Source organism: Pedobacter hiemivivus (assembly GCF_004331685.1).
In the GTDB taxonomy this organism is placed as follows: Bacteria; Bacteroidota; Bacteroidia; order Sphingobacteriales; family Sphingobacteriaceae; genus Pedobacter; species Pedobacter hiemivivus.
Genome location: NZ_SJSM01000004.1, coordinates 260279 through 286411, shown reverse-complemented (window position 1 = coordinate 286411; position 26133 = coordinate 260279). Strand labels below are relative to the sequence as shown.

Below are 26133 nucleotides of genomic sequence, written 5' to 3'. Positions count from 1 at the left end.
ACAGGCTCTTGAAATCCAATGGATTGAAGCAGGCAAAATAAGTTATAGGGTACTAATGTAACCGTTAACGCATTCAATAAAACACAGTGTTTACCTGCCTAATTTAGGCAATGAGCGAAAGGGGCGATATGTAGATTTGCTCTGTCATGATTCCTTGATATTTATTGTTAACAAATCAAGAATTAGCCGCAAATATAAAGAATTAATTTATAAAAGATGATAGTTCGTATTTAAACGGCTGGGTTATAAAAGCTCCACCGTTTTTTGAATGCTTTTGTTGCCCTTTCCTGTGTATTCCTATTTGTCGATTTCTGTCTAGTCTTAATTACTGACTATACTCTCAGCGTTTGAAGTTAAATTGGTATGGTTGGATTACCAATTCAATTTTAAAAGACATTAGATGAGATGTTATTTAAGTTCGAAGAATAAGGATTAATGACGGAAATATCCAATTATTCTTACTGTTTATAGATTTTTAGCCTCTATGATCTTTTCAAGAACGTGAACAATATTCGGATTGTGATTTACTTTATAAATTTCATAACTATTTGCTAAATTATCGATTGCTAGTGTTTTCATTCTCATCCTTAAATAACACTCTCCAATTACACAATAGCAGAGCGCTTGGATATGAGGCGTCTCGCACTCTTTAGCAAGATTTAATGCAACTGTAGCTTCTTGAATTGCATGGTCAAAGTTTTTCTCGTAAAAATGCATTCTTCCAAGATTTACTTTTATGATTGACTGACCTGATTTATGTCCAATTAATTTGTTTATTTCGTAACTTTCATTTAAGTAAGATACACCTATAGATTTGTTACCTAAATCAATGTATGATAACCCTAAATGCATTAATTGACTGGCTTCAAACTGTTTGTTGCCTATTTTTAATGAAATTGACAAACCTTTATTTAAGATGCTTATAGCTTGATGATGATCTTTTTGTAAGTAATATACAGCTCCTAAATCTCCAAGAATTGAGGATATGCTTACTTCCATTTGTTCTTTTTCGGCTAAAAAAAGTGCTCTTTGGAAGTTGAGAATCGCAGGTTCAAAATCATAGAGATTTTTGTGAATATTTCCTAATACGTGAAGTTGTGTTATTTCACCATGTATATTTCCTATTTCTTTACACATCCTTATGGAGGTCTCTAAACATTTAATAGCCTCTGGATGTCTCGCCAGTTGGTTAAGTGCCATAGCTTTATTTCCGATTTCAGCGGAGAGAGCGAAAGAATTTCTTAAAGAAGTCGCAACGTTTATTGCTTTCTCGTTTTGTATAAGTGATAGAGTAAATTCTCCGATTGCATATAATAGCCTAGAGGTTATAGAGTATTTGAATCCTGTTGTATTTTCATTATAAACTCGGGTCAGCCAATTGTCTATGTCTATGTGCCATAGCGTTTTGGGGTGTTTTGTAAACTCGTAAGGGACATCAGACGATAAATTCCATAGTTCTTTAATGAAAATATCCGTATCAATCTTTAATCGTACACTCTGATTAAATGACTTAAATGGATTATTATTCACTTTTAGTTTGATGTTTTCTAGAAATGCTGCACCAAATGAATGATCTATAAAAAGAACTTCGCTTTTCTCTTTGTCCAACCTCTCTATTTCTGGAGAGATATCAAAATGGTCTGAACAGCTGTAACCTGTAATGATAACTTTTGAATTTATAGATTTTGTAAAGAAGTCGCTGATTAGTTTTCTTTTATTTAAAGAATTGGTTTTGTTGGCCACAGACCGCATGGTTATACCCAAATCTTTCTTATTTGAAATACATCCATGTATTTTGATAAGTGAGATTTTTTCATTTTGCCAATTCAACTTATTAAAATCGCACTCGTTAGAAAATACCTGATAGTCAACCTCATTTACCAATCCATGTTTAGTTAATTCATTTTCTATGTGCAAATCAAAGTTTGTTGTAAAAATATTGTTGACAAATCCTTGCTTTGCCATCAAGGCTATCCACTTATGATTTACATTCGGTTCTCCTTTGCCAAAGATGTCAAGCATCTCATCAATTCCTGTTTCAATTGAAATAGCTTCTATTATAGCTTCGAATGGCAAAGATGAACTCATTATTTTCTCGCGTGCATTTTCCTCAAGATCGCAACTCTTTAGGATGTAATTTATCATTTCGTTAGCAAGTGGGAGCCCAGAATGAAAAGATATACCCGCTCCACAAAATATTGCAGCCTGTTTTCTTTTTAGATTGTTAGCAGTTGAAATTAATAGTTCCTCTAATTCTTTTTGCATTTATATGGCATCTTAAAAAAAATAAACTTACTTGAATACTTTTTTGTTAAAAGTATATAATTAAAGCCCATTGAAGGAAACTGAAAAGATTTCATTTATGCAATCGCGTCTATTAAAGTGGTTTGAAAGTAATCAACGCTTTTTTTCGTGGCGTCAACCAAATTTGTCTAATTATCAAATAATAATTTCCGAAGTACTTTTACAAAGAACTAAAGCAGAAACTGTTTCGAAATTATACGATCAATTTATTACGAAATATCCTGACTGGGATTCATTACATAACGCTATTTTATTCGATATTGAAACGTTTTTAAGACCGGCCGGATTATATAAACAAAAGGCATCAAGATTATACATGCTCGCTAAGTACATGGTAGAGAATGAGGGTAAGTTACCTAAAGAGAGAAGCGAACTTAATAAGTTGCCTTTTATGGGGCAGTATATTGCTAATGCTGTTGAATTACAAATCTTTAATAAACGGATGCCCTTGTTAGATATAAACATGGCTAGGGTTCTTGAAAGATACTTTGGTCCGAGAAAATTATCCGATATCCGCTACGACCCTTATTTGCAAGATTTAGCATTAAAGATTGTGGATCATTCTAGGTCTAAAGAAGTAAGTTGGGCAATACTAGATTTCTCAGCATCAATATGTAAGAAGAGAAATCCTCTTTGTTGTTCTTGTCCATTATCTAAAAATTGTTTGTATTTTAAGTTGCATTCAATTGATTGTTAGTATGTTTAAAATATTCTTGTGGAATTGTAAAATATTAAACATATTTTCGTTCTAACAAGTTATCTATATTGTATAATTATGCCCAATTTAAATGCTCCAAACTACATAGATTTATTTGCTGGTTGTGGTGGATTATCCTTAGGACTGCATAATGCCGGTTGGAAAGGAGTGTTTGCCATAGAGAAAAGTCCAGATGCTTTTAAAACACTTAAGCATAATTTAATTGATCATAAAAGGCATTTCGATTGGCCTGAATGGCTTCCTCAAGAAAATCATGATGTTAACCAAATTCTTCGTAATTATAAGAAGCAACTAGCTGAATTGAAGGGGACTATAGACCTTGTGGCTGGTGGCCCTCCTTGTCAAGGGTTCTCGATGGCAGGTCGAAGAGATGAAAGTGATAGCAGAAATCAATTAGTAAAATCCTATATTAAATTCATTAGGAATGTAATGCCTAAGGTTATATTTTTTGAGAATGTTAAAGGCTTTACGCAGGAATTTAGTACTAACAAAGATAAAGGGAAGAAGTATGTAAATTATGTGGAAAGTGCATTAACTAGAGCCGGATATCAAGTAAAAGGAATGCTTGTGAATTTTGGAGATTTTGGTATACCTCAAAAAAGGACAAGGTTCATTTTAGTTGGCGTTAGGAAAGATGTAGCTGGCAAAGATAGAGGAATTGCGAGACGTTTTTTTGATCTACTTACTGAAAATAAATACTCTTTCTTAGATAAAAAAGGTATAAATGTTAATACCAATCTATCTGATGCCATTTCTGATATTATGAAAAGTAATGGAGTATTGCCCTCTCCTGATACTAAAAATTTTGATGCAGGTTTTTATGCGAAAAATAGTACCCCGTTTCAAAAGTTAATGAGAAAAGATTCTTTCGACATTGTGCCTGATAGTCATCGTTTCGTGAATCACAAGGAAGCTATTGTTTCAAGGTTCAAAGTATATCTTGAAGTTGGTAAAAGAAATAAAGATCTAAGTAAAGAACTTAGAGAAAGATATGATATAAAAAAACATACAATCATTCCTCTAGATGGGAATGACAAGAGCCCGACAATAACAACTTTGCCCGACGATTATATCCACTATAAAGAGCCAAGAATATTAACGGTCAGAGAATACGCTAGGATACAATCTTTCCCAGATTGGTATGCTTTTCAAGGCAAATACACAACAGGTGGTAAACAAAGGACGAAAGAAGTTCCTAGATATTCGCAAATTGGTAATGCTATTCCTCCTTTATTCGCAGAGCAAAGTGGTGTTATCTTAAAAAGATTACTTATGTAATGGCAAAAGAACATTTTAAAGTAAGTTCAGGACTTAAAACTCTTATCGGAAGTGAATTAATAACGGACAAAAATATTGCTGTTTTTGAACTTGTTAAAAATTCGTTTGATGCCGGAGCTACGGAAGTAACAATACGTTTTGAAGATCTGAAAGGGGGGAATCCCAAAATTATTATTTCTGATAATGGGAAAGGAATGACTTATCTTGATATTAAAGATAAATGGCTTTTCGTTGCCTATTCAGGAAAAAGAGATAATACTGAAGACTCAAACAGTGATTATAGAGATAAAATTAGAATCTCAAGACATTATGCTGGGGCTAAAGGAGTTGGTCGTTTTTCTAGCGATAGATTAGGAAGGAAACTCAAATTAATAACAAAAAGTCAAGAAGATAAAGGTAAAACGCAGGTTTTAAATATAGATTGGAAATTATTTGAAGTTAATCAATCCGAACTTTTTCAAAAAATACCGGCTGAACATGAAATCTTAATAGATTCTAATTTCAATTTTAAACATGGTACAATCTTAGAAATCAGCGAAGTGTATGTTGATGATTGGAATAGAGAAGAAATTAAAAGGTTAAAAGATAAGTTGTCAAAGTTAGTGCGGCCCGATTTAAATCACTCCCTTAATGATAGATTATTTAAAATTTATATTGAAGTACCGGAGGAAGAGGAGGAAGACTTTAATTCAACAAAGGATATTGCGGATGATGAGGAATGGTTACGTTATAGGGTCTCAGTAAATGGAGAAGTAAAGAACTTCATATTTGACCTATTGAATATAAAGACCACAAAGATACATAGTAAAATAAACGATAAGGGTGAGCTTATTACTGAGTTAGTCGATAGGGAAAAATCTATTTATAAAATTACTGAAGCAAATACATACTTAGAATTAAAGAATGTCGAAGTGACATTGTATTTTATGGGGAGGTCGGCAAAACTCAATTTTACAAATAAGATGGGAGTTGACGTAGTAAATTATGGCAATATATTTCTTTATAAAAATGGATTTAGGATCATGCCTTACGGTGAGCCCCGAGATGATTCTTTCGGAATAGATGCGAGAGGTATGCAAGGGTTTAAAAGATATCTTACTACTAGAACTACAATTGGACAGGTTGAGATTCATGGTGATGCTTTCGGATTTAAAGAGACAACTAGTAGAGATGGAGGCTTGGTCAAAACAAAAAGTTTTGATGAAATTGTATTGTTCTTAATGGATGCACTTCGTAGACTTGAAAAGTATGTGGTGGAAGTTGCTCATTGGGGATTAGACGATGAGAATCTAAAAGAATTAGATAGTGATGAATATAAAAGAAAGCTTGTAGAGCTTCTAGCGAATGTATCGTCCGATAAATCTGTTCTAGCTTTAGAGTATAATAAAGATGTATTAAATATAGTTGACACACACGAAGAAAACAGTGCAAAAAAAATAATTAGAAATTTTAAAAGGATAGGTGCTACTTCTAAAAACAAAGCCCTAATCCTTGATGCGGACACATTAGAGAAGGAGTGGCTTAGTCTGAAGAAGGATAATTCTGCTCAGATACGTAGAGCTGAGGATGCAATTAAAATTCTAGAATACACTACAGGGCAAAACTCCTTTCTTAAGGATTCGGTTACAGCTGATACAAAAGAGCTTAAAAGTCTATTACACCATACCGAAAAGTCAACTTATTGGATAAATAAGCACTTGAATAATCTTACAAAAGGCATAGAGAATGGTGTTGATAATGCGATTCTTTTTGATTTAATAGCATCGATTAGTTTAGAGAATCATAAGATATTTTCTTTTACTAAATATCATAAATCGACGAAATTCAATACGTTTGTTGGTGAAATTAAGAAGGATGTCGTTACTTTTTTAAATGAGTATGTAATAAATGTTTGCAAATTTTATAAAGAATATGAGAGATTGAATATTACAGTTTCATCCCCCCAAAACTTATCTTTAGTGACATCTTTTGTGGCTGTTGAAATACCCATAATTGTTGATAATCTATTAAGTAATGCTCTTACAGCGAAATCAAGGAATGTCGATTTTTTGTGGGAAGAAGTTAATTCAAAAGAGGTAATTCTAAGAGTTATAGACGATGGGAATGGAATTGGACCTAATGTTATTGATAAAGTTTTCGATTTTCATTTTACAACAACAAGAAATGGATCGGGTTTGGGACTCTATCACATTAAAAAAATAATGAATGATATGCATGGAAATATTATTGCTACACCTAGATTAACAAAGGGGGCTGAATTTGCTTTGACATTTAAAAGACCTTAATTATGCAGTTAAATTATAATATAATTTGGATCGATGATGAGATCAATAAGCTTAAAGCTTCTGGGGACTTAGATCAGGTTCTTGATTTTTTAAGAGAGTTGGGATTTAATCCTAATCTTTTACCTTTGAAAGATGGAGCAGATATTACTAAATATTTTGATGAAATTAAATACGATTTAATAATATCTGATTATAATATTCAAGATGGTCAACAAGGAGACTCAATAATTAAAGAATTAAGGGATCGAAAGATTAACAACGAAGTTTTATTTTATTCTTCTCAAACAAATCTCAAAGAGATTGCAGTTAAATTATTAGGGTATGATAGAATATCTTTCCATAGTGGTAGAAGAGGTCTTATTGAGAAAATAGAAGATCTTATATCGTTATCAGTTTCGAAATTACTTGAATTAAATGCCACTAGAGGCTTAATTACTTCTGAAACGAGTGAATTAGATGTAATTATTGAGCAGATTGTTATGGATTTAGCTTATAATAAACTAAAACTTACGGATGATACCCTTTCCCAAATAGTAGAGGAATATATAGAGGGATTTTTGAGGAAATCTCCAGATAAACTTATGGCGAAATATCAAGAACTTGGATTTGAGAAATTTTTTCATAAAATTGAGGCTAATAGGAAGTGGGGGATATTTCGTGACTTATTGAAAAAGAATCCAACTGACGAGGTTCTGACTTTTTTAGACATAAATAAAACCTATGGTGATGATGTGATAGGTGTTAGGAATAAATTTGCTCATTCTAAATCTATCATAAAAGATGGAACTCTTCATTTAGCAGGTTTTGGTCAAGATGGGGAGGCGTATGTTTGTGACGATAAGCAATGTATTTCTATAAGAAAAAAATTAATAACTCACAGGGAAAGTTTTTTGGGTCTGGCTGACCATTTAAGTGTTAAGTTGGATTAATGACGAACTAGGCTGTGTTTCATTAGAAATATTGAGGTAAGACAGTTTATTTTACATCACACGGTTTATTTTATATACCTGAATTCAATTTGCTCTTCTATTTTTACATTTTGAATTTTTGTTTTCAGAAAATTTTTTATTACTACTTTATTCTTCCCAAAATGACTTTCTCTATGACAATTAGGACACAATGCAGCCACATTTTCTGGAGCATCCGGTCCGTCATCCGCTAAGCGAAAAATATGGTGAACTTCCAAAAATGGAATTCCAGCTTCGGAAACAAATGGGGCTGGATTTTCACATAATTCACAAACTCCATTAGCTCGTAAAAGTGCATAGGTTTTAACCAGTCTACTTCGTTCTTTGTATTCTTGAACAGTAAGCTTTATTCTTGGCTCGTTCTTTCTTGGGGTGTCTTTAATTTTTTTTTCTAAATCTGCTAAAGAAAGTCCATTTTTTATTGGAATAGCGGCTTCTACTTCAAAGTCATTAAATATGTTATTAGAAGGAATAAGATGGTATACTACTAATTGATCGCCTGATCGCTTTCCTTCCGTTACTTTTATTTTCTCCCAGGAAAGTACCTCGTAAATCCCTTCGAATTTATATCTCTTTTTATGATTACCTCTTTCTTTAGCCTCTTTGCTGTTGGGTTCCTTTGTACTAAATAGTAATACACTTTTTTGTTGATTTGTTAGAAGTGAGTTAGAGAAACGTTCAGGATCCTGATGTCCCTTGGATCCCTGACCGATATAACTCCAACTGCCGTCCTCATTTTTCCCATCATGATAACCAGCTTTTTTGCCATGTCTTCCTCCGGAAGTCACAATTACACATCCAGGTTCCTTAGGTCCCCAAATAATTCCAGATTGTTGTTGCTTACTGTCAACAAATTCTAATAGATCTTCACGAAGATATTCATGGCTTATTTGAAAGTCGAACATTAATTTTGGAGTTTAATAAAATACTGTATTTAAAATACAATATTGAATACGATAATGCTAATTTATGCATTTACCTCCAAAATATTGGATACATTCACAAAAGTTTAGATTACTGTAGGTCTAAAATTGTATAAATAAAGAACTTCTTAATAATTACCTTTTTCCGGAATGCAATACCTCACTCCGCCACGTGGATTCTCCATATCCCCCTTGTACCTCGGTATTAAATGACAATGAAAATGAAATACTGTTTGGCCCGCGGTTTCACCACAATTCATTCCAATATTAAAGCCGTCAGCTGTATATTTTTTTAACACCAGAGATTTAGCTACTTCAATGGTATCGACAAGACTATGCTTCTCCTTATCTGTCAAACTGAAATAATCTGCTCTAACAATATTGGAAATAATCAAAAGGTGTCCTGGTGAAACGGGGAAGGCATCTTCGATGATAAAGAAGTAATCGTTAGTATAGATGATGTTATGCTTTGGGGTACTTAAAAAATCTTTCATTAAAAACTTCCTGCTAGTTCTATTTTAGGTCGCCATTTATGAATGGCCAATTCCGATGCTAAGTTATATTGTTTTTCTAGAAATGCTATTCTTTGCGCACGTGTAGTCCCTGTTTGATTAATGATGGTTTCGGCCAGAGGGTGTTTACTTTCAATATAAAACTCGTTTCTATTAAAGAGCCTCTCTAGAAATCTTTTTTCGGGTATTCTAGCGCTTTTGTTGTTATTTATTCGTTTGTCCGTCAGAACAAGGTTCCAAACGCCATTTATATTTGCACCTTCATTATGGTGGTATTGCTTATGGAGGTGTGGTAAAAAATGGTCTATAGCACACATGTTTAATTCATCACCTTTACGAATAGAAATGTCCTGATAGGAGTAGAAACACTTGCCTTTTTGATACCCATTAAGTGCATCTCGTACAGAGGTAATGTTTACTCTTCGCATGAAATTATTCTGCACAAATAACATAGAATCAAGCGCATCGTATTTTACCTCAAGTAAATTCCGATTTACATTCAAACTCCATGCAGTTTCTACCAGTTTCCACCTAGCTTCAACCTCTTGATCTAGATTCTTAAATTGAAAGGTATCACGTAGCTTGAGTAAGCTGTCCGTAATTATTATTTCCTTTTTATCCGCAGCAAAATTCTTTTCATAAAATACGTTAGGTATGGCGCCACCATTAACATTTTGAAATGCATCAATTACGTTTACAAAACCATATTTCTCCGTATCTCTATATAGCTGGTCTTGAGATAACTCATTATTTATAAAAGCACGACAACTATTTAGAAATTTACTACTCTGAGAACTGCCTTGTTTATCGCTAGCTTTTAGGTGGTTTACAATATGACCTGCAAACGGTACTGCTAAATCGGCTAAACTAATGGAGGTTGTCTGATTGTCGATTAGGTGAATTAATGACTTTGCAAAGGCAAATTTATAGGTAGCGGAATTCTTTCCAAATAGAATCAATGATCTCCATTGAGATTCTAGTGAGGGATCATTAATTTGAAATTGTGTACTCATGACGAATCAAGGTACAAATATTTGAGATTAGTTACAGAATTTTGGTTAAACTGACGGTATTATTGTCATTGTAACAATATAAATGTCCATCTCTGACCTCAAAATTCTGTGAATCCGTCCAAAATATTATAAATTATCACAATAATTAATTTTATAGAAAAATATGTGTCAATAAATTTAATATATGTATATTTGATAAAATAAAAATGTATGTAACAAGCTAATATTATACTTTTGCCGAATCTTCAAAATATTTGAAGCATTTAGCACTTAAGAATCTTGCTTTAGAAACCTAGGAAATTTCAACGGAACAAGAGGATAAGTGAAGAGTGCTCACGCAATAAGCGTGGGCCTTGCTTATTCGTTCCAAGGCTTCCTAGGGCCTCTAAAGCGGTAAGTGGGGTTCCACGCTTTTTGTTTAATAATTTCTGCCGAACGCAGAAAAATTATGAATAACATTCATAATACCTGTAAATATTCCCCTCCTTACTGATTCCATTAATATCAGCATTAACAACCCTGAAAATGGAAGAAAATGAAAAGATCAAGGAAACCAACGGAACACATATTGATTAAAGCCAACACGACAAGTGATTGGGATCGTGTCGAATTTGCTATTATATATGCAACAGCATCTTGGAAAGCGCTTATTCAAACCCGCTTACAGGCCATAAGCCAATTCAAAGCGGATAAAGATTTCAACTGCCATAGCTTTTGGGATCGATCCATAAGCTATTACAATAGTCCAGATCGGCGCATAGCAAAAGGAATTTTAGGCAGACATGAAGATTGGGCGTATATTACATTTACTCCAGAAGAAGAACTAACATTTATGCATCCAGAAAATCAACTCGAAGCCCATCAGCTACTGATCACAGCGAATGGCATAGCACATTATAAGGCCTATGCCAAACATACTGATGAATCGTATTGGACGGAGGAATTCAACTTAAATAAACTAATGCCTCATTCTCCTACATCCGAATCAAAAATTAATCCGTATATAGTACAATCTCCTGGTTATAATTTAATGCCTATGAACTGCAAAAACTTACTCGCTACATTAATCATTAGTTTGTTACTTGTGCTAAGCACAAAGGCTCAGCAAGTCAATGAATCTACTTTTTTCCATAGATCCGAGCTCAGTAAATGGAGCAAGGAGATTACAATGGATAGGGATTATGATATCGAAAGAGGGGTTGTAACAGGTAAATACGCAACAAATGGAACGAGCCTGGCTGATCTTTACAATATAGCTTATTATGGGAAATCGCGCTGGACAGCTGTAGATTCGAATTTATATGGACGTGTGTATAAATGGCCTGTTCTACGATTGACTGATTTTGAACCTTTTAATAATGATGTCAATACGCAAAAGGGTTTTTATAACTACGCCTTATCGGTGCCAAATGAAAAGCAGAATAAGCCTTATATGCAATATGCTATGCAATGCGATTTAAAGAAATACTTTGGCTACAATGTAGAGGAGGAGCGACAGGATATGCCCTGCTGGATGTTAACTATGACGGAGAAAGCGGCCCAGGACCTAAGGAGCAAGGCTGTAACGAGCAGTATCAAGGGAAACAGTTCCGGTTTTGCCTTTAAGAAGGTAAAGATGGCTAGGGTGCTACAAGAAATAATGATGTACAATCAAAATGAGGACCCCATTTTGGATATGGCTAACATAACCTACGAAATAGACCTAACCATAAAAGCCGATATGACCAATCTTGAAGATTTGCGCAAGGTGCTGGCCCAACAAGGTATCATATTGATGAAAGCACGAAAACTAATGACTGTCCTGGTGATTTCAGATCCTTCATTCTTATTCTATAAAAGCTGATTAATTCATTCCTTTGTCCTTTCCAAAAGAAAATTAGATGTTATATTAGCGTATAATTGGTTTTTAAATGATAAAGAAATTAACCGTATTCGCTCTTATTTTGTGTTTAACTAGCACATTAGTTGCGCAAGTCAAAGCCCCTAAACCTTATGGAGTTCTGCCTTCGCCAAGGCAGTTGAAATGGCATGAGACAGAAATGTACTGCCTGATTCATTTTACACCGACAACCTTTCAGAACAAAGAATGGGGCTATGGTGATGCTGAACCCTCACTTTTCAATCCTACAAAATTTAATGCATTACAAATTGTGCAGGCTGCTAAAGCTGCTGGATTTAATGGGGTAATAGCTGTCGCCAAACACCATGATGGCTTTGCCTTATGGCCTACAAAAACGTCCGACTATAACATTAGTAAAAGCATTTGGGGAAATGGTAAGGGGGATCTGGTAAAGGATTTTCAACTGGCGGCAAAAAAGGAAGGACTGAAGTTCGGCGTATACTGTTCGCCTTGGGATAGGAATAACCCTAATTATGGTAGTCCGGCCTATATCGACGTCTACAGAAACCAGATAAAGGAATTGTATAGCAACTATGGCGAATTGTTTATGAGTTGGCATGATGGGGCCAATGGTGGCGATGGTTATTATGGCGGGAAAAAGGAGCAAAGAAAAGTAGATCAATCTAAGTATTATGATTGGCACAATACCTGGGAAAATATAACGCGTAAAATGCAGCCTAATGCGGCTATATTTAGTGATGTAGGTTTGGATGTAAGGTGGCTTGGTAATGAAAGGGGACTTGCGCCCGAGACCAGCTGGGCTACGATTACAATTGAAGGAAAAAATGGAAAACCGGCTATGCCTGGCTTTATGAATGAGGCTAATCTGGGCAGCGGAACGAGAGGTGGTAAGCAATGGATTCCTTTTGAAGCTGATGTTGCTTTAAGACCAGGCTGGTTTTATCATAAGGATCAGGATGATAAAGTGAAATCTGTTGCGCAACTTTTTAATATTTATTGCAGCTCGGTGGGCAGAGGTGGTAGTTTGGATCTTGGATTATCGCCGACAACAGAAGGATTACTTCATCAAAATGATGTAGATACATTGGCAAAGTTTGGAGCAATGCTAAAAAAAGTATTTGCAAATAATCTGGCAAAGCAAGCAAAAATCAGTTTATCAAATGTTCGTGGTGGGATGAATTTTTTATTGGGTAGTGGTAATCCATCGAATTTATTAAATGAGCGTAATAAGGGACTGGTTTTATTTGGCTCGGCCAACTTAACTGACAGGGATCGTTACAGTTATTGGGCTACAGATGATGCGGTACATCAAGCAACAGCTGAACTTGAATTTATAAAACCGGTAAGTTTCTCTATCGTTCAGTTACGTGAAAACATTAAATTGGGTCAAAGAATAGATAGCGTAGGTGTAGAGGTTTATAAGAATAATGCCTGGGTACAAATTGCTAAGGCAACCAGCATTGGTGCCAACCGTATTATCCGATTGCCGCAAACAGAAACAGCGGATCGGGTTAGGGTAAAGTTTTATGCGCCAGTATGTATAGCGGTAAGCGAATTGGGATTGTATTGAGAGATCTGTTGATTTTAGTGTAGAGATACTATATTTGCCGCTCGAAACTAAAATATGATGTCTTTAAAACGCGTGGCTTTTCCTGTAATTCTGTTCACAACGCTCTCAACGTTTTCGGCGCTCTCCATATGCTCTTCATTGTCTGCTCATGCACAACAACCTCTTAAATTAAAAGGGGATAGCATTAATAAGCTGAATGAAGTCGTGGTAAAAGAAAACAGGCTTCAGTTGCCTTTTTCTAAGCAAAATAGAAACATTTGGATCATTGATCAGGAGAAGATTAAAACACTACCTGCCCGATCAATCTCTGAGCTATTGAGTTATGTATCGGGTGTTGATGTTCGTCAGCGTGGGCCGGGTGGTTTGCAAGCCGATATCAGCATAGATGGTGGTACATTTGATCAGTCCCTTGTGTTGATCAATGGGATTAAGGTTTCTGATCCGCAAACAGGCCATAACATGATGAACTTGCCGATCAATATGGATGACATAGATCATATTGAAGTTTTACGAGGTTCGGCATCCAGGGTTTATGGCATTAACGCTTTAACTGGTGCGATCAATATTGTCACACGTAATCCTATAAAAACAGGTGTCTCGACAAATGTCTTTGCCGGCAGCAGTTTTAAGGACAATGCATCTGGTGATAAATATTATAACTATGGCGTACATGCCAGTGGCAATTTAGTACTAAAGGGATCAAGCCATTTATTGTCTGCAGGACAGGAAGCAGGCAATGGCTACCGTTACAATACTGCTTTTAACAATCAGAAGGTTTATTACCAGGGTAAATATGCTGTAGGGAAGACAGATGTAATAGATGTGCTTGCAGGCTATGTTCACAATAACTTTGGTGCCAATGGTTTTTACTCTTCGCCGGGTGATAAGGAATCGGAAGAAACAGTTAAAACGGCATTAGCCTCCATTGCTTATACCACTAAATTAACCGAAAACTGGACAATCGTTCCAAGGATCAGCTACAGAAATAATGTAGATGACTATTTATACATCAAACAAACACCTGAGAAGTTTCATAATCTACATAAAACCAATGTGTTTGATGCGGAATTGAACAATACCATCCAAACTAAAATAGGAACATTCGGCTTGGGTTTAGAAGCCAGAACAGAACGCATCAAAAGTACCAATCTTGGGAAAAGGAACCGTAATAATGCCGGTATGTTTGCCGAGTATAAATTTGAGCCAGTATCGCGTTTATTAATCAATGCCGGTGTGTATACCAATTATAACTCTGATTATGGCTGGCAAGCTTTTCCGGGATTGGATGCGGGTTATAATTTTTATGGCAATTGGCGGGTATTTGCAAACGTAGGTACCGGGCAACGCTTACCAACTTATACCGATTTATATTATAAAGGGCCAACAAATATTGGTAACGACCAGTTAAGACCGGAGAAATCGCAATATGCTGAAGGGGGATTGAAGTTTAACAATGAACGATTGGCATTAAATGCAAGCTATTTTGTGCGTAGGATAGATAATTTTATTGATTGGGTAAAGACCTTGCAGACCGACCCTTGGCAGCCACAAAATTTTAGCCGCGTAAATACTAAAGGCTTTACCTTGAGCGCAGATTATAGTTTATTACCGGCAACAGAAGGCGTATTTAGTCAGGTGCGAATAGGGGCATCCTACACTAATTTAACTCCAAGCTTTAAAAAGACTTTGGCTACAGCTGTGTTCTCGCGCTATGCCTTGGAGAGCTTAAGAAATCAGTTGAGCAGTACGGTGAGCGCTGATTTTTACAAACTGTTTTCTTTAAGCCTAACCACTCGTTACAGCGAGCGCATCAATTACAAGGATTATATGGTAATGGATGCCAGAGTAGCTTTTAAACAGAAAAACTACAGCATTTATGCAGATGGTGCCAACTTGTTTAATGTACAATATATTGAAGCGGGAGCAGTGCCGATGCCAGGTTCCTGGTTTACATTAGGCCTAAAGACAAGCTTTTAACCTAATTCTTCTATCTGATCTGAATCATAAGTAAATATACCTGACAGTGGTTTTAAGGATTGCTTTAGCATGGCTGAAGCAACCTTTTCTATTTTTATGCTTCGGTATTTTTTTAACCCACCAATAAGCAAAGGATTTAAAAACCGCATCAGCCCAATCATGATGCCTTCTCCGGTACGGTGTTCCTTACGGTCGCCAACTAACAGCGATGGTCTATAGATGTGTATGGCTTTAAAAGGAATGGTTTTAAGGTCGCGCTCCACTTCGCCTTTTAGTTTGGAGTAAAAGATAGAAGAGTCTGGATTGGCGCCTAGTGCCGATACCAAATGGTACTGACTGGCGCCATTTTGCTGCGCAATAAATGCAATGTCCAATGGGTATTGGTAATCTATTTTTCGGTATTGCGCTTTGTCGGGCGTTTTACTTTTGGTTGTACCCAATGCACAAAATACCACATCGCCCTTGATATCTTCCTGATGGTTTTCGAGTCGATCAAAATCAACCACTACCTGCCGAAACTTAGGGTGCTGTAGGTGTATTTCGTTCCTAACTACAGCGGTAATCATTGTGTAATCGGGGTGATCTAGTAGTTGGTGCAATAAACTGCTTCCAATTAAACCCGTAGCTCCTGCAATTATTGCTTCCATTTTATCCAAATATAGGAGATTAACAATTGGGTAGGGCGATAAGTTTTGCTTGGATAAAGCTTTAATGTGCCATTTGCAAGTATAATTATGGCGACAGAACTCCGTTTGTAAGGTATAAATAGTTATGTTTGTATATCAAATACATCAATTTTTAAGAAAATTATTGCCTATAAATGAGTACGAAAACTGCAGTTTCTCCATCAGAATTCGAATTGGTATCTGGTTTAGAGATCCATGTACAATTAAATACACAATCGAAAATATTCTCGTCTGATAGTGCTTCTTTCGGTGCAAAACCCAATGAACATATATCTCCAGTTTCTTTAGCCCTACCAGGTGCATTGCCTAAATTAAATAAAGAGGTAGTTGCAAAAGCAGTGCGGATGGGCCTAGCCTTAAATTGCACCATCAATCAAGTCAATTATTTCGATCGCAAAAATTACTTCTATGCCGATCTGCCTAAGGGGTATCAGATTACGCAAGACAATAAGCCCATCTGCCAGAATGGTTTCATCAATGTAACTTTGAGTAATGGTGAAGAAAAACGGATAGGGATCAATAGGATTCACCTGGAAGAAGATGCAGGTAAAAGTTTGCACGATCAGGATGATAAATATTCGTACGTTGACCTAAACCGGGCCGGTGTACCGCTAATTGAAATCGTAACAGAACCTGATATCAGAAGTGCAGAAGAAGCCTCACTTTTATTAACAGAGATCAGGAAGCTGGTTCGTCACCTGGATGTGAGTGATGGAAATATGGAAGAGGGGAGTTTACGTTGTGATGCCAACATCTCTATTCGCGAACAAGGAACGATTGAATTTGGAACTCGCTGTGAGGTGAAAAATCTAAATTCAATCAGAAATGTGCGTAGGGCAATGGATTTTGAATATGGAAGGCAGAAAGAAGTGATTCTGGCTGGCGGAAAGATTATACAGAGTACCCTTACTTTTGATGCTGATCATGGTACTACGGCACCAATGAGAAGTAAAGAAGAAGCAAATGATTACCGTTATTTCCCAGATCCAGATCTTGCGCCTGTACATATATCAGATGAGTGGTTGGCGCAGTTGAAGTTTGATATGCCTGCTTTGCCACAGGAAATTGCCAAAAAGCTGGTAACGGATTACGGTGTAAGTGATTCTGAAGCCACAATGTTGTCCGAAGATCATGATTTGTTAAGTTATTTTAATGAAGCATTGCCTTTTGTAAATAACAAAAAGAGCCTGGTGAACTGGCTTACAGGTTCCGTTAGGGCCTTATTAAACGAGCAAGAAATAGGAATAGCGGATTTTAAAGTGATCCCAGAGCAGCTTGCCGATGTGATCAATATGGTGGAAGATAAGAAAATCACCCAGCAGATCGCCTTGCAACAATTGTTACCAGCGCTGTTTAAAGCACCGGCAGACAATGTGATGGAACTGGCCGCGAAGCTGAATCTGCTGATTGTAGAGAATAGCGACGAATTGTCGACCTTTGTAGACGACGTTCTGGTTAAGTATCAACCTCAGGTTGAAGCCTATAGAAAAGGAAAAAAAGGAGTGTTAGGGCTTTTTGTTGGTGAAGTAATGAAACTTGCCAAGGGAAAGGCTGACCCTCAGAAAATAAATGAATTGTTACAAGAAAAGTTAAAATAATGAAGATGATGATAAAGAGAATAAGCTATATATTATTGATGTGCGTTGTATTTGCAGCATGTAAAGATAAAGGCAGTTTTGTAATAGAAGGACAATTTAAAAATGCAACTCCAGGTAGCAAAGTTTATTTGTTTGGCTTGCAGAAAGATCATCAAACCCCATTAGACTCTACCGTGTTTTCTGATAAAGGAGAGTTTAAATTTACGCACAGTTCAGCTGCCGTTGATTTTTTTAGAATCTCTTCTGGTCACAGTGAATACATGATCATTGCCAAAAATGGTGATCAGATTAAGATTAATGCGGATTTAGCAGATAAAACCCTTGCTTATAGCATTTCTGGTGCTATGGAAGCTGATAAACTGGAAGAACTGAACAAAGTGAAAAACCAGTATATGGGCAAAATCTCTGAAATTCAGAAGAAATTTGATGAGGCTGTAGCCGCTCAACCTGATCAAAGGGATGCGATTATGGAACAATTGAAACCAGCATATACGCAGGAAATTGATGGATTGAATAAAGCGGTGTTAAAGTTTGCACAAGGCAATACAACTTCTTTGGCTAGCTTTTATGCGATAAACCTTTTGAATCCGGCCGAGTATGAGCAAGAAATGTCGGATTATGCTGATAAAATCAAAAGTAATTTTAATGACAATGCCGCTGTAACTGAGTTTTTGGTAAGAATGGCCAAGCTTAAATCTGTACAAGTTGGACAACCAGCTCCAGAGTTTACTGTTGATGGTATCGATGGAAAGTCAATCAAATTGTCTGATTTTAAAGGTAAATATGTGATGCTTGATTTCTGGGCTTCATGGTGCAGACCATGCCGAGAAGAAAATCCTAACGTAGTTAAGGCTTACAACACTTATAAGGATAAGAACTTTACCATATTGGGTATATCCTTAGATAAAGATCCTGCAGCATGGAAGAGTGCTGTTATGGCCGATAAATTAACCTGGGCACAAGGCAGCGATTTGAAAGATTTTGATAGTCCTATGGCAAAGCTTTATGCGATCGAAGCTATACCAAGTTCTTTTATTGTAGATCCAAGCGGAAAAATCATCGCTAAAAACCTTCGTGGTGAACAATTGGAGGCATTTTTGAGTAAGACTTTACGCTAAGCCTAAATCCATGTTAATATAGATGAGCTTATTAACAATTTGTTAACTTAGGTTTAACGCTACATTGTAATTGATTACTTAATTTCGTAACAAATAATTAAAGCTATGAGCACCGTAAAACAGAAGATACTTATTGTTGATGATGAACCAGATATTTTAGAGCTGATAGAGTATAATCTTAAAAAAGAAGGTTATCAGGTTTATTTAGCGTCAAACGGGCAGGAGGGAATTACGATTGCAAAGAAGGTACACCCTGATTTAATTATTCTCGACATCATGATGCCGAAGATGGACGGAATTGAGGCCTGCAGACTTATGCGTGCAATTCCTGAGTTTAAAAACACATTTATGGTGTTCCTTACTGCACGCAGTGAAGAGTACTCTGAAATTGCTGGTTTTAATGTAGGTGCAGATGATTATATTGCTAAGCCTATTAAGCCTCGCGCTTTGGTAAGCCGTATTAACGCTATATTAAGAAGAAATTCAAGTGCTGACGAGGTATCTGACAATAAAGTTGAAATCGGAGATTTAGTGATTGATAGAGAAGCTTACCTGGTTTATCAGAGTGGTAAGAAAGTGGTATTGGCCAAAAAAGAATTCGAATTGCTTTATCTGTTAGCTTCAAAACCTGGAAAAGTATACACCAGAGAATCAATCTTAAAGAATATTTGGGAAGACTCTGTAGTGGTTACCAACCGTACTATTGATGTACATATTCGTAAGCTCCGCGAGAAATTAGGCGAAACTTATGTGGCAACAGTTAAAGGAGTGGGCTATAAATTCGAACTTTCTTAGTACTTTTGCAGCTAAGAAATTCTTATCATATTGAAATATCCTTCCTTTAAAGATCTTATCCTATTTGAAAACGATGATTATATCGTAGTAAATAAACCGCCGTTTGTAGCTTCATTAGACGAGCGCGGCGGTTCAGGAGAAGTAAATATTCTTCGCCTGGCAAGGCAGTATTCAGCTGATGCTCAGGTATGTCACCGTTTAGATAAAGAAACATCCGGTGCCATTATTATCGCTAAAACGCCCGAAGCATATCGCAATGTGGCCATACAGTTCGAAAAGCGTAAAATCAATAAAACTTACCATGCCATTGTTGATGGTCAGTTTACCTTCAAAGACCTTTTTATTGACCTTCCGATCTTAAATGATGGCAATAAAAGCGTTACGATTGATCGTAAAGAGGGTAAACGCGCAGAAACTATCTTTAATACGATAAAACATTACAGACACTATACTTTGGTAGAATGTAAGCCCATTACCGGGCGTATGCACCAAATCAGGATTCACCTGGCCACGCAGCGCGCTGCAATTGCGGGTGATGATATGTATAGAGGTAAGCCGGTATTCCTTTCGAGCATGAAAAAAGGTTACCGTATTGCTAAAGACGACGAGGAGCAGCCTATTATGAAACGCTTTGCCCTACATGCCAGGCACCTTGTATTTAAAGGACTGGATGGACAGGACATCGTAATAGAAGCCCCATATCCTAAAGATTTCGCCACACTCATTAAATTATTAGATAAGTTTGATGCCTAAAATTTAGCTGGAAATGTACGTTAGGTTAGTGAATTATGTAGACGCAATTAATCAGTACAGGAAAACAAAGATCTCTAACCGGAACTTTCTTGTCATTGCAGCACTAATTGTAGGTATCCTTGCTGGCCTTGCCGCATCTTTACTGAAAGCCATAACGCACCATATCGAAGATTTTTTGCAGACAGGCTTTCAGTGGCAGTACAAGTATTACCTATTTTTCTTCTTCCCTTTTATCGGAATCCTGCTGTCGGTCATGTATGTCCGACGCTTTATCAGGAAAGGGAAGTTTGAAACGGGTTTAACTCCAATACTGTATACGATTTCTAAAAAATCAAGTAAGATCGAACCTCATAATACCTACTCGCAAGTCATCACGGCTGCTTTAACAGTAGGTTTTGGAGGCTCTACAGGATTGGAAGCACCTATTGTAACCAGTGGGGGAGCTATTGGCTCTGTTGTTGGCCGTTTCTTAGGTTTATCCTATAGAGAGACGACCATGTTGTTGGCCTGTGGTGCAGCGGCAGGTATCGCAGGCGCATTTAATAGTCCGATTGCTGGAATGGTGTTCGCCATAGAAATTTTACTTCCAGAATTTACTATTCCCGCGTTTATACCTTTATTACTGGCCTCGGCTACAGCCGCAGTAGTCGCACGTTTGTTTTACAACGAACAGTTATTTTTCCTGGTTACAGAAGGATGGAAAATGAATGCCTTGATTTATTATGTCTTACTGGCGGTATTGATCGGTATTTTCTCTATCTATTTTACAAAGATCAATGCTTTTATTAAGGGTTCTTTTTATAAGATCACCAATCCTTATAAAAAAGTAGTGGTAGGCGGCTTAATGTTGGGCTTGTTGGTGTTTTTATTCCCAACCTTATATGGAGAAGGCTACATCACTATCAAAAGCCTTTTAGGCGGTAATTACACGGCTTTACTTACAAATAGTATATTTTCTGAGTATAGTAGTCTACCATGGGTGATCATCCTGTTTACTGTCGTTACCGTCTTTGCTAAATCAGCAGCTACGTTGATTACTTTAAGCGCCGGCGGTAATGGTGGTATCTTTGCACCCAGTTTGATCATGGGCGGATTAATGGGTTTTGTGCTTGCATTTTCTATTAATACTTTGGGTATCGCTCATTTGAATGTGGCCAATTTTATTGTTGCAGGTATGGCGGCATCGCTAAGCGCGATAATGCATGCACCACTTACTGGGATCTTCTTAATTGCGGAGATCACGGGTGGATATGTTTTGATGGTTCCTTTGATGATTACATCGGCTATTTCTTATCTGATCAACAGGAATAAAAATCAATATTCTATCTATACCAAACCTTTAGCCGAAAAGGGAGAGCTCTCCTCATTGGAAGATAAGGATACCACAGTGTTGAATATGATGAAGTTAAGACATCTGGTCGAAACTGATTATTTGGTGTTGAATGAGCAAGATTTAATCTCAGCACGTTTGAACGAAATTTTGCAATCTAAAAGGAACCTGTTTCCAGTTATAGATGATGAAAAAGCCTTTAAAGGGCTGGTTTATGTAGAGGATATTTTAAGAAAGGGGACAAACCATGCAGAGGAATGGTCTGTGAACAACTTGATGCAGGCTGCCCCGGATGTCGTGGTTATTTCTGACCATTTGAAAATTGTCTTGCAGAAGATGGAAAAGGAGAATGCCTGGTTATTGCCGGTATTGGATGAGGCAGGGCGCTATATGGGCTTTGTTTCTAAGACTGCAGTTTTCAATAAGTACAGGGCTTTGCTAAGCAGGCAAGCCGACTATATGGGGTAATGTATAAAAAAAAAACTCCTGATTTTAATCAGGAGTTTTTTTTTATTCTGTTGCTCTTTTCAAGCCAAATTTCTCAATCTTACTATATAGATGACTGCGTTGAATTTCGATGTCATCAGCAGTTTTGGATACGTTCCAATTGTTTTTCTCTAGCTTAAATTTGATAAACTCTCTTTCTGCATGATCTTTATAATCCTGGAAGTTGTTGAATTTCTCATAGTCAATCGACTGACTGTTTTGCGATCCAGCATGACCATTGTTTGAACCCATAGCACCAATGTTTGTTCCTCCACCTGGATTGGCAAAAGAGATCACATCGTTTTCGGTGATGGCTTTATCACTTAAAATAATCAAACGCTCAATCATATTGTGCAACTCACGAACGTTTCCAGTCCAGGGTAAAGCTTGCAATGCGGCCATAGCAGCATCGTTGATCTTCTTAGCAGGCATCCCATAATCGCGACAAATTTCTTCAAGGAAGTTCAAGGCAATTTCAGGAATATCTTCAGTCCGTTCCGTTAAATGAGGAACATGTATATTAATTACATTTAAGCGATGGTATAAATCCATACGGAAATTACCAGCTTCAATTTCTTTTAAAAGATCTTTATTGGTCGCAGCAAGTACGCGAACGTTTACTTCCTGTTCTTTTTCGCCACCAACACGGGTAATTTTATGCTCTTGTAAAGCACGCAATACTTTAGCTTGTGCAGAAAGGCTCATATCACCAATTTCATCTAGAAATAGGGTACCACCATTAGCCAATTCAAATTTACCAATGCGTTGTTTTACAGCTGAGGTAAAAGAACCTTTTTCGTGACCAAAAAGTTCACTTTCAATTAATTCAGAAGGGATAGCAGCACAGTTTACCTCAATAAGCGGATTTTCAGCACGTTGAGATTTTTCGTGTAACCAGCGCGCAACCAATTCTTTACCACTACCATTGGCGCCGGTTATTAAAACCCTTGCTTCGGTAGGTGCAACGCGTTCAATCGTCTCTTTAATTTTGTTGATGCTATCAGAGCTACCAAGAATATCTCTTGTTTTGCTAGCTTTTCTTTTTAAGACCTTAGTTTCAGTAACTAAAGTACCTCTGTCAAGCGCATTTCTAACCGTAATTAATAATCTGTTTAGATCAGGTGGTTTAGAAATAAAGTCGAAAGCACCTTTTTTACTAGCTTCAATGGCCGTTTCAACTGTGCCATGGCCAGATATCATGATAAAAGGAAGGTCAGGACTAAAAGCTAATGCTTGTTCAAGCACTTCCATGCCGTCCATTCTATTCATTTTGATGTCACAAAGAACAAGATCGTATTTCTTTTTCTTAATGAGCTCTAATCCCTCAACACCATTGTCTATATCATCAACTTCGTAGTTTTCGTATTCTAAAATTTCCCGAAGGGTGTTTCGTATTGCCCGCTCATCATCAATTATCAATAATTTTGCCATAGATATGCTAATCATTTTCGTGTTAGGGTACTAATATAATTTATATTATCAATAACCCCTTTATAAAATAAAAAAATGCAAGCCTATAAGCCGGGTTCTGTTCCCAATAAATTAGGATTCTACCATTAATCTACTATAAATGTTACCATTTATCTCTAACGACCTACCCACTAACATCGGACGAGCAGCCCTACATACGTTAGCCTATTTGGTCTTTCAACTCCCGGGGTTTACCACTCTTCCGATCGCCCGGAAAAATCGTGAGCTCTTACCTCACGTTTTCAACCTTACCTGTGCTTAAAAGCCATCGGCGGTATATTTTCTGCGGCACTTTCCATAACTCAGGCATTCAGTCCTGAGCCTCTTCCCGTTAGGAAGCGAGATGCTCTGTGTTGCCCGGACTTTCCTCTTTCCCTTTTGATCGGGCCAGCGATAGAACAGCTTGCATTTTGCACAAAGATACAAAAACTTAATTTATATCTGCTTTTTTATAAAATTCTGTATTAAACTATAATATATTTTATTTCTTTATAAAATATATTTATTGTTGTTATTGGATAATATTTATATCTTTACGGTGAATTAAAAATGCCAGATATGAACGAGAAGAAAACAGTTAAGCAGAAAAAAACAAAGCCCTATCAGACAGGAAACCCTATTGTACATCATTTCAATGAGATAGATCTTTCAGGAACTTATTCTTATGCCAATTATCTAAATTGGAAATTCGAGGAACGACTAGAATTAATTAGAGGTAAGATCTTTGAGATGAGTGCTCCGCTAACCTTTCATCAGGAAGTATCAAGGGAAGTTGCTGCAGAACTATATATTCATTTAAAAGGGAAAAAGTGCTCTGTTTTCTCTGCTCCTTTTGATGTTCGGTTTCCTAAAGGATCAAAAGACGATAAAAATATTTACACTGTAGTTCAGCCAGATATTTGTGTGATCTGTGACCTTCAAAAGCTGGATAGAAAAGGTTGTATCGGTCCCCCGAATATCGTGGTCGAGATTTTGTCACCGAGTAACAATCAAAAAGATTTGCAGATCAAGTATGAATTGTATCAGGAATTTGGGGTTAAAGAGTATTGGATTGTTGATCCCAACACCAAAACATTTTTAAAACATGTACTCAATGATTCGGGTAACTATTTCACCGCTCCACCATTTATCGTTGGCGACAAATTTACTTCTGATATATTACCCGGTTTCAGTTTAAACTTGGATGAAATATTTCAAACTGAAGTTCCGGTTCTTCCCGAAAGTGTTCCTGTTACAGTTGAGTAAGAAAAAACTGTTTGATTTCAATACATTTGCCTTTTTAATATTAACCTTAAACAATAGAACCAAAATCATGAGTAATTCAACCAATTCTCCAATAAGTCACAATGTATATTTCGAAGGGAAAGTTCAAAGCCTTGGATTGGAAACCGCTAAAGGCAAAGCTACTGTGGGTGTAATGAAAAAGGGGACTTATACTTTTGCGGCCTCATCACCTGAAAAAATGGTCATTATATCAGGTATTATGGAGGTAAAGCTAACCGCAGATGGAGCAATTAAAAAATATGCAGAACAAGAAGCGTTTGATGTGGCTGCAGGAACTTCGTTTGAAGCGACATGTAATGATGATGTAGCTTATTTATGTTATTACGGGTAATAGCATAAACACAGCGCTTTATCACCATATAATGAATTTACAAGGAGATAATAAGTGTCTCGATAAGAACATGGATTTAACTACAATGTAACAAGGAAGTACTGGGGATTTAACAAGGATTTGCCCCTGTTATGTCCCTGTTAAGTCCCTGTTTGATCCCTGTTATCTCCTTGTTTAATATTTCTTTAAACAGAGGGCTTCCCGAGCCTGTTAATAGCTCATTCAAGGTTTTGTTAACTTTTGGTTAATAATAAGGTCAGCTGTTCAATTCTTTTCATCTTATGCTATGAAAAGATAGGTAATCCTCTTGTTTTAATCAATTTTTTTAAAGACAGAAGGGGAAACGTTAAATCTCTTCTTAAATGCGACAGAAAAATGATTGGAATGTCTGTAACCTAGCATACTTGCAATCTCCTTTAAACTATAGCCCTTATTTCCGGTTATCAAGTCCTTAGCACTTTGCATTTTCAATTCCTGCGTAAAGGAATTTATGGTTTTATTAAACACCTGTTTAAATCCAGCTTGTAATTTGGTACGGTTCATACCAACATGATCGGCCAACTCTTCAATAGAAAAATTCCTGGAAAGATCCTTGCTAATCAGTTCGATGATTTTATCAAATGTTTGTAGCTCTTTTTCTGTCCAAGCTAGATCAGTAGGGGGGAAAGCTGTGTTTAAAGTAATGGTTACTTTAAGCGTTTGGTTCTTTGCAATTATGACTGTTTTCTCATAATATATATCCTCTTTCGCCTGTATTTTTTCAGATAAGATCAATTTTCCAAACTTGTCTTTGATGTAAATATCTACCATATAAGGGCCTTTAAATTCTCTGCTTAATTCGTATGCATTACTGCAACTATCGTACAAAGTAAC

21 protein-coding genes and 1 other RNA gene are annotated in these 26133 nt (G+C 36.5%); 14 read left to right on the top strand and 8 right to left on the bottom strand.

Going from position 1 to position 26133, the window contains the following annotated elements; translation table 11 throughout:
* Positions 1-465: 465 nt before the first annotated feature.
* Positions 466-2265, bottom strand: coding sequence for an SIR2 family protein (locus tag EZ444_RS09770; RefSeq protein WP_131608545.1), 1800 nt, complete (start codon positions 2263-2265; stop codon positions 466-468).
* 70 nt (positions 2266-2335) lie between these two features.
* Here EZ444_RS09770 and EZ444_RS09765 point away from each other — a divergent pair, with 70 nt between their 5' ends.
* The 4 genes from EZ444_RS09765 to EZ444_RS09750 all read left to right on the top strand — a co-directional run bounded on the left by EZ444_RS09765 (position 2336) and on the right by EZ444_RS09750 (position 7514).
* A complete protein-coding gene (locus EZ444_RS09765; protein ID WP_131608544.1) occupies positions 2336-3001 on the top strand; it encodes an HhH-GPD family protein in 666 nt (221 codons plus the stop codon).
* A 78-nt stretch (positions 3002-3079) separates the two neighbouring features.
* Positions 3080-4300: a DNA cytosine methyltransferase gene (locus tag EZ444_RS09760; protein ID WP_131608543.1), complete on the top strand. Its 1221-nt coding sequence runs from the start codon at positions 3080-3082 to the stop codon at positions 4298-4300.
* Entirely contained in the window at positions 4300-6585 is a 2286-nt protein-coding gene (locus EZ444_RS09755; protein ID WP_131608542.1) for a sensor histidine kinase, read from the top strand. Before EZ444_RS09760 ends, EZ444_RS09755 begins: the two co-directional genes overlap by 1 nt.
* Before the next feature lie 2 nt (positions 6586-6587).
* Entirely contained in the window at positions 6588-7514 is a 927-nt protein-coding gene (locus tag EZ444_RS09750) for a DNA-binding transcriptional response regulator (RefSeq protein WP_131608541.1), read from the top strand.
* A 65-nt stretch (positions 7515-7579) separates the two neighbouring features.
* Here EZ444_RS09750 and EZ444_RS09745 read toward each other — a convergent pair whose 3' ends face one another.
* The 3 genes from EZ444_RS09745 to EZ444_RS09735 all read right to left on the bottom strand — a co-directional run bounded on the left by EZ444_RS09745 (position 7580) and on the right by EZ444_RS09735 (position 10001).
* On the bottom strand, positions 7580-8458 hold the full coding sequence (locus tag EZ444_RS09745) for an HNH endonuclease (protein WP_131608540.1): 879 nt from the start codon (positions 8456-8458) through the stop codon (positions 7580-7582).
* A gap of 146 nt (positions 8459-8604) precedes the next feature.
* Positions 8605-8970 carry an HIT family protein gene (locus EZ444_RS09740; RefSeq protein ID WP_131608539.1) on the bottom strand — a complete coding sequence of 122 codons (366 nt, stop codon included), beginning with the start codon at positions 8968-8970 and terminating at the stop codon, positions 8605-8607.
* The gene (locus EZ444_RS09735) at positions 8970-10001 is read right to left on the bottom strand and encodes an HNH endonuclease family protein (RefSeq protein ID WP_131608538.1); all 1032 of its coding nucleotides are present in this window, start codon (positions 9999-10001) and stop codon (positions 8970-8972) included. The genes EZ444_RS09740 and EZ444_RS09735 overlap by 1 nt, the downstream gene beginning before the upstream one ends.
* Positions 10002-10536: 535 nt before the next feature.
* Here EZ444_RS09735 and EZ444_RS09730 point away from each other — a divergent pair.
* From EZ444_RS09730 to EZ444_RS09720, 3 genes are all read left to right on the top strand, one after another.
* Positions 10537-11844: a hypothetical protein gene (locus tag EZ444_RS09730; RefSeq protein WP_131608537.1), complete on the top strand. Its 1308-nt coding sequence runs from the start codon at positions 10537-10539 to the stop codon at positions 11842-11844.
* Between the two features lie 67 nt (positions 11845-11911).
* Positions 11912-13432, top strand: coding sequence for an alpha-L-fucosidase (locus tag EZ444_RS09725; protein ID WP_131608536.1), 1521 nt, complete (start codon positions 11912-11914; stop codon positions 13430-13432).
* A 54-nt stretch (positions 13433-13486) separates the two neighbouring features.
* Positions 13487-15409: a TonB-dependent receptor plug domain-containing protein gene (locus EZ444_RS09720; protein ID WP_131608535.1), complete on the top strand. Its 1923-nt coding sequence runs from the start codon at positions 13487-13489 to the stop codon at positions 15407-15409.
* On the opposite strand, the gene EZ444_RS09715 is transcribed toward EZ444_RS09720, so the two are convergent.
* The gene (locus EZ444_RS09715) at positions 15406-16056 is read right to left on the bottom strand and encodes an oxidoreductase (RefSeq protein ID WP_131608534.1); all 651 of its coding nucleotides are present in this window, start codon (positions 16054-16056) and stop codon (positions 15406-15408) included. The genes EZ444_RS09720 and EZ444_RS09715 overlap by 4 nt on opposite strands.
* 173 nt (positions 16057-16229) lie before the next feature.
* Between EZ444_RS09715 and gatB the strand changes: the two genes are divergently transcribed.
* The 5 genes from gatB to EZ444_RS09690 all read left to right on the top strand — a co-directional run bounded on the left by gatB (position 16230) and on the right by EZ444_RS09690 (position 22157).
* Complete coding sequence (gene gatB / locus EZ444_RS09710) at positions 16230-17693, top strand: Asp-tRNA(Asn)/Glu-tRNA(Gln) amidotransferase subunit GatB (protein WP_131608533.1); 1464 nt, start codon at positions 16230-16232, stop codon at positions 17691-17693.
* A gap of 5 nt (positions 17694-17698) precedes the next feature.
* Positions 17699-18811, top strand: coding sequence for a TlpA disulfide reductase family protein (locus EZ444_RS09705; protein ID WP_225874685.1), 1113 nt, complete (start codon positions 17699-17701; stop codon positions 18809-18811).
* A 105-nt stretch (positions 18812-18916) separates the two neighbouring features.
* Positions 18917-19606, top strand: a complete 690-nt coding sequence (locus tag EZ444_RS09700) for a response regulator transcription factor (protein WP_131608532.1) — start codon at positions 18917-18919, stop codon at positions 19604-19606.
* A 30-nt stretch (positions 19607-19636) separates the two neighbouring features.
* The gene (locus tag EZ444_RS09695; protein WP_131608531.1) at positions 19637-20359 is read left to right on the top strand and encodes an RluA family pseudouridine synthase; all 723 of its coding nucleotides are present in this window, start codon (positions 19637-19639) and stop codon (positions 20357-20359) included.
* A 13-nt stretch (positions 20360-20372) separates the two neighbouring features.
* Positions 20373-22157: a chloride channel protein gene (locus tag EZ444_RS09690; protein ID WP_131608530.1), complete on the top strand. Its 1785-nt coding sequence runs from the start codon at positions 20373-20375 to the stop codon at positions 22155-22157.
* 42 nt (positions 22158-22199) lie between these two features.
* Here EZ444_RS09690 and EZ444_RS09685 read toward each other — a convergent pair whose 3' ends face one another.
* Together EZ444_RS09685 and rnpB are read right to left on the bottom strand one after the other, a co-directional pair.
* Positions 22200-23606 carry a sigma-54-dependent transcriptional regulator gene (locus EZ444_RS09685; protein WP_131608529.1) on the bottom strand — a complete coding sequence of 469 codons (1407 nt, stop codon included), beginning with the start codon at positions 23604-23606 and terminating at the stop codon, positions 22200-22202.
* Positions 23607-23676: 70 nt separating this feature from the next.
* An RNA gene (gene rnpB / locus EZ444_RS09680) (RNase P RNA component class A) lies at positions 23677-24055 on the bottom strand.
* Between the two features lie 148 nt (positions 24056-24203).
* Between rnpB and EZ444_RS09675 the strand changes: the two genes are divergently transcribed.
* Together EZ444_RS09675 and ppnP are read left to right on the top strand one after the other, a co-directional pair.
* Positions 24204-24890: a Uma2 family endonuclease gene (locus EZ444_RS09675; RefSeq protein ID WP_131608528.1), complete on the top strand. Its 687-nt coding sequence runs from the start codon at positions 24204-24206 to the stop codon at positions 24888-24890.
* A gap of 67 nt (positions 24891-24957) precedes the next feature.
* Entirely contained in the window at positions 24958-25260 is a 303-nt protein-coding gene (gene ppnP, locus EZ444_RS09670) for a pyrimidine/purine nucleoside phosphorylase (protein ID WP_131608527.1), read from the top strand.
* Positions 25261-25572: 312 nt separating this feature from the next.
* On the opposite strand, the gene EZ444_RS09665 is transcribed toward ppnP, so the two are convergent.
* Positions 25573-26070 (bottom strand): helix-turn-helix domain-containing protein, encoded by a 498-nt coding sequence (locus tag EZ444_RS09665; protein ID WP_131608526.1) that lies wholly within the window; start codon positions 26068-26070, stop codon positions 25573-25575.
* Positions 26071-26133: the final 63 nt, after the last annotated feature.

Bases quoted from the DNA above. Each gene is read 5' to 3' on its own strand.
- EZ444_RS09730 (WP_131608537.1), top strand. From the start codon at position 10,537: ATGAAAAGATCAAGGAAACCAACGGAACACATATTGATTAAAGCCAAC.
- EZ444_RS09715 (WP_131608534.1), bottom strand. From the start codon at position 16,056: ATGGAAGCAATAATTGCAGGAGCTACGGGTTTAATTGGAAGCAGTTTA.
- EZ444_RS09690 (WP_131608530.1), top strand. From the start codon at position 20,373: ATGTACGTTAGGTTAGTGAATTATGTAGACGCAATTAATCAGTACAGG.
- EZ444_RS09740 (WP_131608539.1), bottom strand. From the start codon at position 8,970: ATGAAAGATTTTTTAAGTACCCCAAAGCATAACATCATCTATACTAAC.
- EZ444_RS09750 (WP_131608541.1), top strand. From the start codon at position 6,588: ATGCAGTTAAATTATAATATAATTTGGATCGATGATGAGATCAATAAG.
- EZ444_RS09720 (WP_131608535.1), top strand. From the start codon at position 13,487: ATGATGTCTTTAAAACGCGTGGCTTTTCCTGTAATTCTGTTCACAACG.
- EZ444_RS09700 (WP_131608532.1), top strand. From the start codon at position 18,917: ATGAGCACCGTAAAACAGAAGATACTTATTGTTGATGATGAACCAGAT.
- EZ444_RS09705 (WP_225874685.1), top strand. From the start codon at position 17,699: ATGATGATAAAGAGAATAAGCTATATATTATTGATGTGCGTTGTATTT.
- EZ444_RS09685 (WP_131608529.1), bottom strand. From the start codon at position 23,606: ATGGCAAAATTATTGATAATTGATGATGAGCGGGCAATACGAAACACC.
- EZ444_RS09665 (WP_131608526.1), bottom strand. From the start codon at position 26,070: ATGGTAGATATTTACATCAAAGACAAGTTTGGAAAATTGATCTTATCT.
- ppnP (WP_131608527.1), top strand. From the start codon at position 24,958: ATGAGTAATTCAACCAATTCTCCAATAAGTCACAATGTATATTTCGAA.
- EZ444_RS09760 (WP_131608543.1), top strand. From the start codon at position 3,080: ATGCCCAATTTAAATGCTCCAAACTACATAGATTTATTTGCTGGTTGT.
- EZ444_RS09675 (WP_131608528.1), top strand. From the start codon at position 24,204: ATGAACGAGAAGAAAACAGTTAAGCAGAAAAAAACAAAGCCCTATCAG.
- EZ444_RS09770 (WP_131608545.1), bottom strand. From the start codon at position 2,265: ATGCAAAAAGAATTAGAGGAACTATTAATTTCAACTGCTAACAATCTA.
- EZ444_RS09745 (WP_131608540.1), bottom strand. From the start codon at position 8,458: ATGTTCGACTTTCAAATAAGCCATGAATATCTTCGTGAAGATCTATTA.
- EZ444_RS09735 (WP_131608538.1), bottom strand. From the start codon at position 10,001: ATGAGTACACAATTTCAAATTAATGATCCCTCACTAGAATCTCAATGG.
- EZ444_RS09755 (WP_131608542.1), top strand. From the start codon at position 4,300: ATGGCAAAAGAACATTTTAAAGTAAGTTCAGGACTTAAAACTCTTATC.
- gatB (WP_131608533.1), top strand. From the start codon at position 16,230: ATGAGTACGAAAACTGCAGTTTCTCCATCAGAATTCGAATTGGTATCT.
- EZ444_RS09725 (WP_131608536.1), top strand. From the start codon at position 11,912: ATGATAAAGAAATTAACCGTATTCGCTCTTATTTTGTGTTTAACTAGC.